This is a genomic window from Enterobacter sp. RHBSTW-01064 (assembly GCF_014103035.1).
Classification (GTDB): domain Bacteria; phylum Pseudomonadota; class Gammaproteobacteria; order Enterobacterales; family Enterobacteriaceae; genus Enterobacter; species Enterobacter mori.
The window spans coordinates 1-14649 of the sequence record NZ_JABXOU010000011.1; the positions used below are offsets into that span (position 1 = coordinate 1).

Genomic DNA, 14649 nt, shown 5'->3' on the forward strand with positions numbered 1-14649 from the left:
CGTATGCAGTGCTTAAAAAACACACGCGCTTAACGTTGGTTTGGGAGAAGCTGCGCGACGTGATATCGGCACGGGGTCAAATCAACTCCCGGAGATGAGTATGTTCGCTAGCGCATTTAGTGGCGCAAGCGGTTACTGCAAGCTACCTAATGGCGTAATATTGCAAAGTGCCGCCATTAGTGGCATTCCTGCTGGCGGTTCGCTTGAAGTCACCTATCCGATCCCTTTTCCTAACCTAATGATGTTTGTAATTGCAGCACCGGCGATCGCTGCTAATGGAACAACACCCATTTCAATTGCGATAGACGCAGCATCTGTAACCGACCCAAAAAAAACAATCATGATAAGGAATGTTTCAACAGTAAATAATGGTGGGACGCGCCTGTTTGCGTTAGGTAGATAGCGAATAGGCAAACAACGAATTTTATGCACCTATTTCACATAGTTCATAGCATTGAATCTTCATGTGAGAGGGCAAATATGGAATACTTTTACAGCGCTTCGACAAATGCTTTTTATCCAGCGGCTTTGTTGGACAGTTACAAACAGGCCGGAACTCTACCTGATGACATCCAATCAGTAGGGGAGGATGTTTTCATGGAATTTACCGCAACACAATTAGGTATGCGACGAGTGCCTAATCAGGAGGGGTTCCCCATGTGGGAGGCCATACCTGCAGTGGTGCTGACTCAGGACGAGATAAAAAGTAAAGCAAGAAAGTTGCGTGATAGCTTCATATCCGCAACAGATAGCATGCTCGTTTCAGACTACACCATAAACGATACCGAGCTCACCGAGGATGAAAGGGAGGAGCTAATGAGCGTCAGGCTCACCTTCAAGAAATGGCCTACAATTGATGGCTGGCCTGGTATAGCATTACCAGACATTCCTCAATGGTTATTGGTTGAGGCGGTTAATAATGGGTACAGAGTTTACAGCTGGCCTGAAGAGTAAAATCATAATATAAAGCACCATATGACATGGTGCTTTTAAATAACCTTTAATATCCTATCGCAAAGACAAATGCCCTCATTTCAGCAGTGGTTGCAGGATCTGATTTTATTGCTATCCCCCCGACACGAATCGTGGCTGTTACTTTGCCATTAATATTTGCGGTTGCGGTTTCAACAAGAGTTTCCCCTGAGTCAGAAGGAGTCGCATTTACTGTCAGTGCTGCGTTGGGGAAAGCAATCGGATAAGTGAAAGACGTTACTCCATCATACCCCTTAACCTGTGATCCGCTATTCAGGGGTGCACCTACAGATACAGTGCCCCATTGAAAAATGATTGCTGTTCCATCTGATAAAGGTAGCTTGACCCAGCCCGATGAAGAAGCATATCCGGTTGTAGCTGGCAGTTTTGCGCCTTCCCCTAAACCAACGTTTTGAATGAAATGCTAGCCGATTCTTGTTTACAATCAGTCACTTTTTAAAGGGTATTTAATTGGTTAAAAGTTATGCGAATTGGCTATGTTAGGGTGTCAACAAATGACCAAAATCCTGAATTGCAGCGTGATGCAATTGAACGAGCAAAATGTGAACTAATTTTTGAAGATAAAATGACCGGAGTTAAAGCAAAACGCCCGGGCCTGAACAAATTACTCAAAACCCTTAAACCCGGTGACACGGTTGTAGTTTGGAAACTTGATCGCTTGGGGCGCTCCTTGATCAATCTGGCCGATCTATTGCAAACATTTAAAAAAATGGATGTGAAATTTCTCTCCATAACGGAGGGGATTAACACCAATACGAGTATGGGGCGGTTTACTTTCCATATCATGTCAGCACTTGCTGAAATGGAAAGGGAAATCATCATTGAGCGAACCCGAGCAGGCTTGGCTGCAGCAAGAAAAAAAGGGCGTATTGGCGGGAGGCCTCCAAAATACTCTTACGATGAATGGCAGCAAATGGGGCGCTTAATCCGTAATGGATTAACCAGGAACCAAGTGGCAATCATCTATGACGTTGGTGTATCGACCCTCTATAGGAAATTTCCTGCATCTATGATGGAACAGGTTATGGATGATGATAATGAAGCTGATCAGGCCTATTTTGAAGAAAAAACTGATTGGGAGAAGGCCCTTGAGTTAGAGCCTAGGCCGTTCAGTTAACTTTCCTTAACTATGAAGCCCATTGCCAGGGCCTTTAGCTCCGCGCTAGGGCCCATTTTTTGATGCTCATAAGTCCCTGTCTTCAAGCGATTGATAGCCCTTATTCTTCTACCCATGAATCATTTCCTACCCATACAAATTACAGACTAAATAAGTTCCCTTCTGCGTTCTAACGTCATTTCAGGAGGGTACGTGTTCGCCAACTACGAAACTCTGTTTCTGGCTTTACTCCTGTCCCTGTTAAGCGGCACTGGCGTGTTCCTTCATGGAGTGCGTGAAAAGCGCATACCGGCTTCGTTTTTCAATCTGATAACGGAGTGGGTGATGGCGCTTATCGCTGGCGTAACAGGTTTTTACGTCGCCAGAAATCAGGGGTGGGAAGATAGCCTTATGTTCATTGCAGTGCTGGTTGCCAGCAACAATGGCCGGGAGGTATCAACCGCAATAAAAACGAAGTTCATCACTGTTCTTACGGCAATGATGGGCAGTAACAAAGGTGGGGAAACTCATGGGAAGTGAGCATTATTTTTTAATCTTTATGTGTGGTTTGGCTCTTTTTGACCGATTCGCTATACGTCGTAAAAGCGCCTTGATTATCAGCATTGGGGCCGCAGCTGTTAAACCGTATGCACTAGCCTTCCCGATCCTATTGGATATTAGGCGCAGTTGGATAAGCGATGCCCATATTGAATACAGCCTTCAAGATTTAAACAATCCAATGGTTGTTATCACTGGAAAAACGCGCCCTCTCGATGTCTCGCGCCGGGGGAGTAGGGAGGAGTTTTTATTGATAAACACTCGTTACCTTGAAAGCGGTCGGTGGGATCTGAAGGTACGTATTTTCAACGGTAACTGCCGTTTAAATCCGTTATATCGCATATTTCCACTGTCACATGTGATGGAAAAACAGTACACAATTAACATCGATCCAGAGGGCCGCCTGAATGTCGAAGGGTGAATACGTCCAGCTCAAATTTGAAGAGCTCAACGAGAAAGGCCTGACCAAGCTGACTAAAGCGATGGCGAAGGCTGGCTATGAAGTCGCTAAGGTTATACCAGCGGGAAAATCGCGAAAGAAAGATGGTATCGCTACGCGAACATTTACATTGATCGGCCTAGATGAACAGGTGATGGATGTCCAGGTTAACGACACAGGCGATATTTCCGGCATCAAAGTAAACGGCAAAACATCGCCCTATCAGCCAGTAAAATCGATTTCTGCCCTGGCACAATCCCTTTCAGCGCTATTCAAACGTGGCGCTACCGCTTTTCAAAAAGCACTTGCTCGAAAAATGGCTCGCGCAGCCAAGAAAAACCTCAATGGTAGCGATAAGAAGTCACCAGGCATTAAATCCAACGCGCAGCAACTGGCAGACGCCAAGTCAACGCGAGATGCTGTAAGCGACGATATCCAGCAGGTTAAGACTCGCTTGGGGGTGGTACAGACCAATACCGATAATGCGATGACCGAAGCTGAAAAGGTTAAAGCTGCTCTGAACCAGGAAACGGCCCGTACTCGGCAACTGAAAGAAGAAATTGCCCAACTGGAGGAAGTCGCGTGATCAAGAAGCCAATCCATATAAACACTCAGACCACGTTCGCTGAGTCATTATCCACGAATTTACCGGCGCGTTGGAGCGCTGAACCGTTAAGCGAAGATGATCTGTTATTAGAGGCCGCTACGCTTGAGGATATTGAACTTGCCTATTTGGGTAATGAAATCCTGGCAGAGAGCGATGGCGCGATGTTTGAAGCGATCACAACGAAGCGCTTAAAACTCGCTGCTACCATGCGCGCGTTTATTCGTGTACTTAATCGTGGACTCAATGGGACGGACATCAAAGCTGGTACCGATGAAGCGGGAGAGGATGACAATGGTTTGCCAACGATAGGTGGTGCTATTATTGGCAAAGTAAGACGTGTTGCTAATATTCCTGTTATGACTGCGCAGATCCCCCTCACCGACGGGCAAACCACCAGCATTATTTTCCATTCCCCTACAGCTGATAACGGACGGGTTAAAAACGACGATACGCTTGTAGCCTTCCAGTTTCTGCTGAATAAAAGGGACGTCACTCATGTTGTTGCGCCCATTGGCGGCCGCGATGTAACCCTTAATCAGGTATGCCAGGTACTTTCGAACCTCATTGAGCGTAACAGCGCAAAATTTCAGAAGGCTAAAGAACGGCAGGCTCAAATAAAGGCCGATATTGAAGGCTATCTAAGTGAGGCCGATAAGCTGGGAGATGAGCGTTCTACCCTAATAGAACAGGTGGAGAACGCTCAAAATGGCCTGGCAGAAAAACGTGACGCCCTGGCGTCTTTACAAGAGCGTCTGCTAAGCCAAAAGAATCTTAATGCAGAGCTCGAAGATAAGCGTAATAAGCTGCTTGCTGCAAAAGAAAATCCGACTCCTGATCGTGCCTTCACCAATCAGCTCCGTTCTATCAAAAACGGCTTAAGTATGGATGGTGTGTACACGCTCAGTAATGGAGCCGTTGTGAAATACAAAACTGTTGATGCGGCTGGTGGGCCAGAAAGTTTTGTCACCATCGATAGCGGTGATGAAAGCTACAGTCTTCAAGCTAAAGATATGCAGGGGAAAAGTATGGCAGATGCCGCTACCAAGCTTTTAAAAGCGTATCGCGAACATAACGCTGAAAAATATAAAGTGGTGGCGCAGCCGGTCGAACCTCTTTCTGAGCCTGAGCCTGAGCCTGAGCAGGAACCGCAACCGCAACCGGAACCGCAACCACAACCGGAACCTGACGGCATTGGACAATTCAAATACGCGTTGCAGCTGCGCCCCGCTTCGCTTGGCACTATACCCGATGGTAATACTGCCATCCTGCCTCGCCCGGAAAACGTTGACGATCCATATTACGATTACATGCGTCATGGTGCTGTTACGTATAACCGCAAGCTGACCGATGAAGAGGTCAAAGGGTTTGATCTCCTGTATCTTCCCGGCGGTGATGAACTGCAGTCTCTCGCGGAGCAGATCGCCAATGGCCGCATGAAAGAGTACGCGGCGCAATATCTGGAACAGTCGGAAGAAGACCCTGCAACCTTCAAAGCCCAAGTTAAGCTGTTTTTCCGCAAAGCCTTCCCGACCGTTGCATATCCGCTTGGGAATGAGCAGAATTTCTTCCTACTGAACGTACTGGCCGAGCTGAAAAAAGTTGCTGAAGCTGATGTGAACAATGGCACCAGTGAAGATGTGCCACCGGAGCAACCCCCGGTGGAAAATGGGCCAGCGGAAACAACCACAACAGGTACGGAAAAAGTGAGCGAAGCCGATCAGGAAGCCAACAAGGCACTGGACTATATCAAGTCCGTACCATCACAGTTTAATTCCCGTAACCTGGCGGAAATCAGCGCAGAGTTGGATCACGTCCAGGAGGCTGCTAACGCGCTCATAGCAGCAAGTCGTTTCGATGAAAACGAGACGTTAGTCGAAGCAGCTGTGGATCACCTGATTAAGATATTGGCTGAAGTTCAGCAGGGAGTTGCTTAATGGCATTGTCTATCATGGAACGCCTGGCACTGGGTAAAGAGCTGTCCGGATTAATGCAGGAGCAAAAATCCGCGTCAGTTATGCAGCGCATGACGATCGGCAAGCATATTGTTGAAGTGATGATCAAGCTTGGCCTGGGTGCAGCAGCAGAACCCAGGCCCGAAGAAGTGCCCGCCCCGGAACTGCCTCCGGAACCTGAAGATGCTCCTCAGGTCGTTAAAGACTTCTTGGCGGGAGTGTTCACAAAAGTGTCGCAGATGGAGTTCATCGATACGCTGCGCGCAATTGCAGAATACATCGGCCAGCACTTAACGCTGGATCAGGCCAAAGAGCAAACGGCCTTATGGGTGGCCCAAAACGGGTATACAGACTGAACATAGAGGGCTTAATGCCCTCTTAAAACGAGTGAATTAGCATGGCTAGTCGTGGAGTTAACAAGGTAATTTTGGTCGGAAATTTGGGCTCCGATCCTGAGATGCGTTATATGCCGAATGGTGGTGCGGTTGCCAACTTCACTTTGGCCACCTCTGAGAGCTGGCGTGATAAGCAGACCGGGGAGATGAAGGAACAGACGGAGTGGCATCGTGTTGTACTGTTTGGAAAGCTGGCAGAGGTAGCCGGTGAATACCTGCGTAAAGGCTCACAAGTCTTTATTGAAGGGCAGCTGCGTACCCGCAAATGGACAGATCAATCTGGCGCGGAAAAGTACACAACCGAAGTCGTGGTAAATGTTGGCGGTACCATGCAGATGCTTGGTGGACGGCAAGCTGGTGGAGCGCAGAACGGCGGTGGCCAGCAGGGCGGGTGGGGGCAATCGAACCAACCTCGCAGCGGCGGCCAGGCGTCCCCGGCTCCAAGCAATGATCCACCGATAGATTTTGATGATGATATTCCATTTGCAACAATCGGACTTCAGTACGGTAAGCACCGTATATATGCTTTGTAAATCACAGCCCCTCTATAGGGGCTTATTTATAAATTGAAATATAATGTTGGAAGTTTTCTAATAACTCATCGAATGAAACACACATTACATGCGTACTTTCAACTATTGTTTTAGAGGTTCGCCATTCTAAGCGGTCTAATTCCTGATTGGATAAATTCATGTTTTTACCAGTAATTATAATGCCAGAAAACTTTGCTCTTCTACTTCCGAAGGTATTAAGGAAGTCACCTGTGCCACGCATATCCTCTATCTTCCATAACCAGTCCATTAATTGCGAATGAGCACCTTCAAACCTTGGAGACCAGTCTGGAGTAGCTTTATTACCTTTTGATTTGAAGATGCTGTCAGGCCGACCATCCTCAAACTCAATTAATAAATATTGATGGTTCTTACTATCACCTACAATCATATCTGCTTTGAAATCACTATAGATGTCGAACTCAGAAGCATAACAATCAGCCTGTCTCATTTTAGGTAAATGATAACTTATCAGAAGATTAAGGTCAGGGCTTCTTTTGAAAAATGGCAGTATATCCCTTCTCTCTGATAGAGTGGGCTTTTGAGCTAGTAAATTCGAATAATCAGCGAGTTGAGAAATAGCGGCAGATTTTGAATATGTGTGCTTTTGTAAGTTTTTCATTCAGCCACCAATTGATCGGGTAAAGCGATATCAACTATCAAAATATTTTCTGCAACACCTTTTGTTATAGAGAAAAGTGCCCTTATTGGATAATCTCCTTGGTACGCATAAATTTTATTGGTATGGCCTTCGCTTATGATTCTTACGCGAGGGTTTCTTTCTATTTTCTTTATTTGATTTGGTTTGATACTTTCAAAATCAGTTGACATATCATTAACTAATTTTGTGACCATTTTTTTATCTTCATTTTTTAGGGAATTAATGGCGAGCATTGCACGCCTTAAAAAAACAACCTTCATATCTCTTTAGCCTCTTGACACATTATACAGATGTTAATCAACATAAAATTTATGATGCACGTAATTTTCTCACAGTCAAAATGCATCGTCACGCAGAAATACCAAACTCCCCACAATCCCTCTGACAAGGGGGATTTTATGACCATTTCCGTACAAACCGCGTTGTCAGCGGCGACAGACATCGAAGACGTTATTGCTGTGTTGGCGTCTTTATCCATCCAAGAAACCCGCACCGGCCGGGCTAGTTACGTCGTAACGAGCAAAGGGGCTGAGGTTAAGACCGCTTTCAAAGTCGTTGAGGCGACAGCATTGACCATCTCGAACAATCTAGATGGCACTATTAACCCTTATTTTCCTGCAGATCTTCAGCCACGGGACCGAACCCGCCTATCAAGCAAGCTCCAAGTGAGCAAGATCGCCTCCAGCTTGCGTCCTGCGCAACTTACCGACTCCGGGATGAGTAGCCATGGCGCGCCTATTGTCGGTCCTGATAACGTGGTTGAATCGGGTAATGGCCGGTCTATGGGGATTTGGCGTGCATATCAGCAAGACCAGGCAAATGACTATCGCCAGTACCTGATCGATCACGCCGCGGAATTTGGCTTAAAAGCGTCCGACATATCTGCAATGAAAATGCCGGTACTGGTGCGTGAGCGTGTGACCGAAGTTGACCGCGCCCAGTTCGCGCGGGACTCCAATATCTCAGATCTCCAGGAAATGGCCGCAAGCGAGAAAGCTTATGCAGATGCTCAATTCCTTTCAGAAAGCGTGATGGCGCTGTTTAATCCTTCAGAAGATGGAAACCTTCTGGCGCGCTCAAATGATGGTTTTATCCGGGCATTTTTACGTGAAATAGGTGACACGGCGACGGCAGGCCTTCTAACTACCGATGGGCGCCCGACGAAGCAACTTATTGACCGTGTGCAAAACGCGATTTTTGCCAAAGCCTACAAAGATGAGCGCCTTGTTCGACTTATTGCTGAAGAACCCGATCCGGAGATGCGTAATATTCTGACCGCGCTAAACACGGCGGCCAGCGATTTTGCACAAATGCAGTCATTATCTGGTGACATCCACCATGGCGCTGTGACCGGGCTGGTGGACGGCATCGAAACCATTGATGGCCTGGACAAGCAAGCTATCGCCGCGCTACAGGAAGCAATAAATCTGGTCAGAGAGGCCAAGGATAATGGCCAAGCGCTCGAAGAGGTTATTGCCCAGCGAGGATTGTTTGGTGAAAGCACTCTCGAAGCTGAGGCGCTGGCGCTTTTCATTGTCACCAATAACCGAAGTGCAAAACGCATGGGAGCTGCGTTCAAAACACTCGCGCAGAAAATTAATGACGAGTTGACGCACCAGCTGCAGGCTTTGGGTGATATGTTTGGCGGCGGTGAGGTTGATCTGCGAAGCGTGCTGGCGGCGGTTTCCGAGGAAATTGAGTCAGAGTTCGGGGAGGGAAAGGGACTGAACTTCGCTATGTTTGAAAGCGCCCCCGGGGAAGTGGACCCTTATATTTCGGATCTTATTTCCCGTGCTTCCGATGTTAGTGAGCTGGTCAGGATTGTGCGGCTCAGCGAGCAGATTAAAAGTAATGTGCACAGTGGCGAGCAAAACGTCAAAGACCTTGGTTTCAAGCTTCGTTTCTTCAATTACAACACCGTCCGAGAATGGATAAGTAACAACGGCTATAGCGATGGTGTAGTGCGGGCAATGATCAATTCAGTTGATAACAGCATGTTTTACAGCAGCGCGCTGAAAACAGCGATCGAAGATGGTCATGCGGCCCCTTCTTTGGTTGACCCGCGAAACATCCACTACGCGATAGAGCATCTTAATGATGCAGCACAAAATGGAGGCAATACTGAAAGGGTAATAAGGAATTTGCATCAACTTGAGAACCTTGTCCCTAGTGAAATTAGCTGGCCAGAAGTACAAGAAGCTTGCATTAAATGGTTCGCGACGAACCAAAAATTACCCCCAAACCTTAAAAAATCATTGTTGGCCAGCTTCACGAAAAAAATGAGTAGTGCCAAAACAGTGCAACAACTGGTAGCAGCGATCCAAAATGCAGAGAAGTTAGCCAAGAAAATGCTTTCTGACATTAGCGGAGTAATGGAATCCGGTAAGGCTGTACTGGAAAGAGTGGGGCTGAGTAGAGATATCGATATCAATGTTATCGCAGACGGCTATATATCCGCCCTGAACAGTCTAAAGCAGATTGGCACTGATGTGGACCCTGGAAATATTGGATTCCAGAGCACGGTAGATTTTTATATTGAACAAATAAATAAAGTGCAGGATAACCCGGAAAAGCTGAAGCCGTATTTGAAAGCTGTTTTTGACAAAAATTCCGGGTTAGCGCTTGATGTGCGTCATTTAAAAATGATTCTGCGGGCTCATCCTGAGCGAGACCGTTTAGAGCTTGAAATGGATGACCTGTCGAGGTTATTTAGTGATCGCGCTGCGTATCCTCCGGCTATAACGACCATGATTCACAAGAAGGTAAAAGCTGCCTTCGATACTCTTCTTGAAACCGGTGGCGTCACTGCAGAACAGGCGAGTGAGTGGAGTGAAGGCATTAGGCTGTCTGATCAAGTAGACAAGCTGACCGCACAAGACCAGCCTGACTACGGCCGCAAGGGTTTTAGTATAAAAGGGGTAGCCGCAAAAGCCTACGAGCTGGTGGGTGGCAATCTTGCTTCGTTAGACCACATTTATCATAGCGATGGCGTTAGGGCGTACGCTAACCGTAATGGGGTAATCGCTATAGAGGGCAATACTGACGGTGAGCATGTGCTTTGGCATGAGATAGGGCATCACATTGAATATTCTAATCCACACCTGCTTGAACGTGCGAAGGCCTTCCTCAAATCCAAAGCCGGTGATCGACTGACATATTACAACACCGGCACCAGGGGAGATGCTGAATATATGGTAAGGTCTGCCTTAAGTGACCGGTACATGTCTAAAATTTATATGGAACTAAACTTCAGTGCTAAGAGCGGTAAGCCGCTATCTAAACCACCGGCTTTAAACAATTGCCGCAGCACAGAGATTTTTTCTATGGGCATGCAACTGTATGCCGACCCGGAAGCAGCCGCAAAATCAGTTTTGAACGGTGATGGTTTGGTAGAGTTCTTCCTGGGATGCATGAAGGAGATACATCATGCGGATTAAGATCGCATCGCCGGAGAAACAGGACGGCGTGATTGAGTGCCATGAAGATGGTTCATTCATCATTGCCGAAGGTCAAATTACTATAGAGCAGATGGCAGAAGAGCTTCGCATTGTTCGTCCGAACTCTGCGACTGGCCTCGTTAATACTGTCAACTCAAGGCCTGAGTTTGTTCTTCGGAGCCTGGAGTATGTCGGTTGGTTGGTTGAGTGGCCAGAGGTAGCGGGTGCTGAAGTTGGCGATCAGAGCGAGGAAGACGAACCTGGTGACTTTAACGTGAATTGAGCAAAAGCCCGCTTTATGCGGGCTTTTTGTTTCGAGGTATAAGTTCGTAATCTGGGTGTTCGCCTGCCAGCAGCAGGAGGTACTGGAACTCTCCGGCCACAAGGAACCTGGTTCGTTCAGGGTCAGTGTTCTCTTTCAGCTGCCAAGCGCGAAGCTTGTAACCCATAATGTCGGCCAATTCTGTTTGGGTAAGATTCATACGGCTTCGGATAGCACGTATTGTCTCAGGTGTGTTTGGAGGTAAATCGCTCAATTTCTTCCTCAATTCTAAAACAGGCCAGTTAGGGCCCATTATAACACTATGACTTTAGTTCTTTACCCATTGCTGGTGGGCAGGTAATTCAAGCACTGCCAGACAGGGAACCCTGTCTTGTCTCTCAGTACGAGGGCGAAGAATGAAGCGCTCTCGCGTTCCATTTTCAGGTTCGGATGTGCGTCCATCGCCTGGCGCGCTTGCTCACGGGTAATGCTCCCTTTGGGAAGAGAGCTCTGAAGAGTTTTTATAATTTCGTTCATTTCTAAATTACATATTGTTCAAATATACATTTACTATATGCACGTTGTGCGTAATTAGCAATGACTTTCTGCACCTGTATAAATCACAGACTAACTACGATGCCGTGATACCGAAAAACCAGCACCTAGCGGCGAAACATGGCAGAGAAAGAAAAAAAACAGGGCTTTCGTAGTGCACTGAGAAAAGTTTTCACCGGCGGTGATGTGACCGCTGCTGACCCAGTTGTATTCATGAGTGGCCATAGCGTAGTAGCACGGTCTGGCTTGGCTTCATTGCGGCCTGGTGTTAAGCAAAATGCAGACGGAATGGTAAGCGCATCCGATTCGGTAAAACTCACTGCTGAACTGCCTGCAGAGCGGCTACAGCGCTACAACGTTCTTGAAGAAATGGCGAAGAGTCCTACCGTTTCAACCGCGCTTAATATTCACATCGCGCAGGCCCTCGCACCGTCAAAGAAAACAGGTATGTCATTTCAGATTGCCCCCAAAAACGGTGGCGACCCAGAAGCAGTTAAGCGTTGCGAGGAGCTCACGGCAGACCTTGGGACGATGATTAACGATGGCTTGCCGTCATGGGCAATGATTATGGCCATCTTTGGCGTTTCTTATGTTCGGCCATACGGTGAGCCGGGCCTTGGTATTACAGGTATTGATTCCAGTTATTACACCTTGCCTCATTTTGTGCAGGAGTTTACCCGTGGTAGCCAGCTGGTGGGCTACGGCGGTGACTATCTACTCGATACTGAGAAGATGAGCCGTGTTGTCGCTGAGCCATGGAGCCTAGTTTCAATCAAAAACCCCTATTGGATGCCCCAGCATAAGCTTATGCCGGTTGCTTACGGCACAAAGGGATACTCGCTGCTGGATGCTGAAAAAAATGCCCCTTTAACAGAAACGCAGAATTATGGGACGTCGTTTCTTGAATATAGCTACGAGCCTTTCCTGAATCTCTGCGCTGCTTTGACCGCGCTAAAGGCGACTCGTAATAACGCAGCTAAAATTGATCGTCTGATTGGTCTTACCACGAACACTCTCGACCCAGTTAACGCTGCTAACTACACACGAAATGTAACCCAGTCGCTTAAACGAAATGCCGAAATGGTCGCGAGTCGTTCAATCAATGCCAATGCTATGCCAACAGTTTTAAACCACATTGTCCCATTAATGGCAGATGGTAAAAACGGCATGGTGGTCGACACGCAGTCAATCCCTGCAGATATCACCGGCATTGAGGACGTCATGTTTCACCTGCGCCAATTGGCAGCCAGTTTGGGGATTGACGCGACAATGCTGGGATGGGCTGACATGATGAGTGGCGGGCTTGGAGAGGGAGGTTGGCAGCAAACAGCTATTCAGGCAGCACTGCGTGCGAACTGGATTCGACAAGGTTCAGCGCGAGCAATATACCGTCTCATTGATATACATCTAGCTTACAAGTACGGCAAAACCTACACGCCTGCAGACCGTCCTTTCGAAATACAATTCAACTCAATGAATACCGCGATCCAAGAAGAAGAAAATCGTGAGCTTGATGCCCGCGCTAACTTCGTTTCGATAATCGCACAGATCATGGATCAGGTTCAAAACAATCCCAAACTGGCTGGCAGCGAAGAGTTCATGCGGTACCTGTTCACTGATCAGCTTCGTATTGATGCTGACAGGCTTAATATCATGATCAAAGAGTTCGCCTCGAACGAACCAGCAGAAGATGAGCACGGGATGTATGAATCCGCCCCTGAGGCAGTTGGGGATGATCCAACAAAATGGACGACAGAGCAGTTAATTAATTTTGCAAAATTTGTGATGAGCAGCAACTAACCGGAGGGAAACATGCAGTCACTTAAAACGGTTACGGATCGATTCTCCCTCGTTGAGAAAATCCGTAAACACACCCCACAAAATGAGCGCAATTACGTCATTGAATCTGTCAGAAAGACATTCAATGCGGCGGAAACTCAGGAACGTATGGCGCTTGGGGAAATGTTTGGGTATTACGGGCATGGTCGCCGCGCGATGCACTACAAAAAGTCGAAAAGCCTCAATTTACCGGAGGTTACAGTAGTGATGGTGGACGGAAAGCCCGTGGTGCTAGATAACGTTCCTTCCAACCGAACAGTAGAGGTGAGCATTGATGATAACGGCATCATTACTCACACCCAGGAGATTTTAGACACAGACCCTGGACGAATTGTGCAGGGGATGATCAACTCCAATGCCGGTGGTTGGTCGTGGGCAACGCACGGACCGGATGGTGCGGTTTCTCTCGTTAATTCTTTCCATGGATTCGATTATGTAACAGTTCCGAACTACATCAGCTTGGATAAAAAATCTCTGATGCTTGAATCATCGGAAGAGAGCCGGTTGCTTATGCACGCTGAGCTGGTGGAGCAGGGCTTTAGTGAAAACGCCGCAACAGACTTGATCCATCATTTCGATTCAATGCGTTCGAATCAGGCCATGTTTGAAGCGGTTGAATATAACTCTGCCCTTGAGACATCCTTGATGTTGCGCGATATGGAGGTTGAGCGCCTGAAGAACCAGCTGGCCGACAACAACTTAATGTTAGAAAGCCAGGGTGAGAACGCACGCAAATGCCGTCGTATTTTACGAGACGCCATACAATCCATGCCGTTGTTTATTAGTGCTGAACAGCGCCAGGCTCTTTGTCGGATGGAAACTGAAGAGGATGCAACGATCGTAGCAGCAATGCTGGAATCGCTGGGTGCAAGCGCAACCTATGGCCTTCCTATACCTTCTGCCCAAAGGGATAAGCTGGTAACTGCAGAAAAACCTAAAGGCACACCGCTTATGTTCATTAGTAAGTAATCAAATGGTCATTTTCTAATGTACTGTATAAAGATGCACTGTTGATTAATCGAAAAGAAATAGGGTAGGATCGGCCACGTTGATCACCTGGATCAGGTGAGGCATTAGCGGTGGACAAAAACAAAAAAGTCGCCTTGCAGGGCGACTTTTCGGTACCGGATAAGGGTTGCAGCCTAAACCGGGAGTCATTCAACTAATGTCAAACAACATAATACTGAACAGTTCCATACCCGGCGAAAGGTAAGAAGGAACTGAACTGTTTCATTTCGAACAAACCACCACGGAAGTATCAAAATAAAACATGTGCAATTATACCATCCCCCGATCATCGCGCA

Annotated in this window: 13 protein-coding genes and 2 pseudogenes; 13 read left to right on the plus strand and 2 right to left on the minus strand. The window is 47.3% G+C overall.

All coding sequences use genetic code 11. The features are described 5' to 3' along the window. The first annotated feature begins 100 nt into the window (after nucleotides 1-100). The 9 genes and pseudogenes from HV355_RS22730 (at nucleotide 101) to HV355_RS22770 (ending at nucleotide 6573) form a co-directional block, all read left to right on the plus strand. Entirely contained in the window at nucleotides 101-403 is a 303-nt protein-coding gene (locus HV355_RS22730) for a hypothetical protein (protein ID WP_182403603.1), read from the plus strand. Nucleotides 404-480: 77 nt separating this feature from the next. Then, nucleotides 481-954, plus strand: a complete 474-nt coding sequence (locus tag HV355_RS22735; protein ID WP_126336422.1) for a tail fiber assembly protein — start codon at nucleotides 481-483, stop codon at nucleotides 952-954. Between the two features lie 502 nt (nucleotides 955-1456). Further along, nucleotides 1457-2002: pseudogene (locus HV355_RS22740) on the plus strand (recombinase family protein); the annotation flags it as partial. A gap of 300 nt (nucleotides 2003-2302) precedes the next feature. Further along, a complete protein-coding gene (locus tag HV355_RS22745; RefSeq protein ID WP_126336412.1) occupies nucleotides 2303-2629 on the plus strand; it encodes a holin in 327 nt (108 codons plus the stop codon). Next, complete coding sequence (locus HV355_RS22750) at nucleotides 2619-3068, plus strand: lysis protein (RefSeq protein ID WP_126336410.1); 450 nt, start codon at nucleotides 2619-2621, stop codon at nucleotides 3066-3068. Before HV355_RS22745 ends, HV355_RS22750 begins: the two co-directional genes overlap by 11 nt. Further along, nucleotides 3055-3672: a hypothetical protein gene (locus HV355_RS22755; RefSeq protein ID WP_182403605.1), complete on the plus strand. Its 618-nt coding sequence runs from the start codon at nucleotides 3055-3057 to the stop codon at nucleotides 3670-3672. Before HV355_RS22750 ends, HV355_RS22755 begins: the two co-directional genes overlap by 14 nt. Next, the gene (locus tag HV355_RS22760; RefSeq protein ID WP_182403607.1) at nucleotides 3669-5627 is read left to right on the plus strand and encodes a head protein; all 1959 of its coding nucleotides are present in this window, start codon (nucleotides 3669-3671) and stop codon (nucleotides 5625-5627) included. Before HV355_RS22755 ends, HV355_RS22760 begins: the two co-directional genes overlap by 4 nt. Next, nucleotides 5627-6001 (plus strand): hypothetical protein, encoded by a 375-nt coding sequence (locus HV355_RS22765; RefSeq protein WP_182403609.1) that lies wholly within the window; start codon nucleotides 5627-5629, stop codon nucleotides 5999-6001. The genes HV355_RS22760 and HV355_RS22765 overlap by 1 nt, the downstream gene beginning before the upstream one ends. 41 nt (nucleotides 6002-6042) lie before the next feature. Continuing rightward, nucleotides 6043-6573: a single-stranded DNA-binding protein gene (locus HV355_RS22770; protein WP_126336401.1), complete on the plus strand. Its 531-nt coding sequence runs from the start codon at nucleotides 6043-6045 to the stop codon at nucleotides 6571-6573. A gap of 22 nt (nucleotides 6574-6595) precedes the next feature. Here the strand turns inward: HV355_RS22770 and HV355_RS22775 are convergent, their stop codons facing one another. Both HV355_RS22775 and HV355_RS22780 read right to left on the minus strand, forming a co-directional pair. After that, the gene (locus tag HV355_RS22775; RefSeq protein ID WP_182403611.1) at nucleotides 6596-7213 is read right to left on the minus strand and encodes a Shedu immune nuclease family protein; all 618 of its coding nucleotides are present in this window, start codon (nucleotides 7211-7213) and stop codon (nucleotides 6596-6598) included. After that, complete coding sequence (locus HV355_RS22780) at nucleotides 7210-7512, minus strand: hypothetical protein (RefSeq protein WP_126336397.1); 303 nt, start codon at nucleotides 7510-7512, stop codon at nucleotides 7210-7212. Before HV355_RS22780 ends, HV355_RS22775 begins: the two co-directional genes overlap by 4 nt. A 138-nt stretch (nucleotides 7513-7650) precedes the next feature. Here HV355_RS22780 and HV355_RS24480 point away from each other — a divergent pair. From HV355_RS24480 to HV355_RS22805, 4 genes and pseudogenes are all read left to right on the plus strand, one after another. Next, a pseudogene (locus tag HV355_RS24480) lies at nucleotides 7651-9003 on the plus strand (hypothetical protein); the annotation flags it as partial. Between the two features lie 1675 nt (nucleotides 9004-10678). After that, entirely contained in the window at nucleotides 10679-10972 is a 294-nt protein-coding gene (locus HV355_RS22790) for a hypothetical protein (RefSeq protein WP_182403613.1), read from the plus strand. Between the two features lie 654 nt (nucleotides 10973-11626). Then, entirely contained in the window at nucleotides 11627-13306 is a 1680-nt protein-coding gene (locus HV355_RS22800) for a portal protein (protein ID WP_182403617.1), read from the plus strand. A gap of 12 nt (nucleotides 13307-13318) precedes the next feature. Beyond that, nucleotides 13319-14314: a head processing protein gene (locus HV355_RS22805; RefSeq protein WP_182403618.1), complete on the plus strand. Its 996-nt coding sequence runs from the start codon at nucleotides 13319-13321 to the stop codon at nucleotides 14312-14314. The last annotated feature ends 335 nt before the right edge of the window (nucleotides 14315-14649 follow it).

Bases quoted from the DNA above. Each gene is read 5' to 3' on its own strand.
- HV355_RS22730 (WP_182403603.1), top strand. From the start codon at position 101: ATGTTCGCTAGCGCATTTAGTGGCGCAAGCGGTTACTGCAAGCTACCT.
- HV355_RS22735 (WP_126336422.1), top strand. From the start codon at position 481: ATGGAATACTTTTACAGCGCTTCGACAAATGCTTTTTATCCAGCGGCT.
- HV355_RS22750 (WP_126336410.1), top strand. From the start codon at position 2,619: ATGGGAAGTGAGCATTATTTTTTAATCTTTATGTGTGGTTTGGCTCTT.
- HV355_RS22755 (WP_182403605.1), top strand. From the start codon at position 3,055: ATGTCGAAGGGTGAATACGTCCAGCTCAAATTTGAAGAGCTCAACGAG.
- HV355_RS22765 (WP_182403609.1), top strand. From the start codon at position 5,627: ATGGCATTGTCTATCATGGAACGCCTGGCACTGGGTAAAGAGCTGTCC.
- HV355_RS22770 (WP_126336401.1), top strand. From the start codon at position 6,043: ATGGCTAGTCGTGGAGTTAACAAGGTAATTTTGGTCGGAAATTTGGGC.
- HV355_RS22775 (WP_182403611.1), bottom strand. From the start codon at position 7,213: ATGAAAAACTTACAAAAGCACACATATTCAAAATCTGCCGCTATTTCT.
- HV355_RS22780 (WP_126336397.1), bottom strand. From the start codon at position 7,512: ATGAAGGTTGTTTTTTTAAGGCGTGCAATGCTCGCCATTAATTCCCTA.
- HV355_RS22790 (WP_182403613.1), top strand. From the start codon at position 10,679: ATGCGGATTAAGATCGCATCGCCGGAGAAACAGGACGGCGTGATTGAG.
- HV355_RS22800 (WP_182403617.1), top strand. From the start codon at position 11,627: ATGGCAGAGAAAGAAAAAAAACAGGGCTTTCGTAGTGCACTGAGAAAA.
- HV355_RS22805 (WP_182403618.1), top strand. From the start codon at position 13,319: ATGCAGTCACTTAAAACGGTTACGGATCGATTCTCCCTCGTTGAGAAA.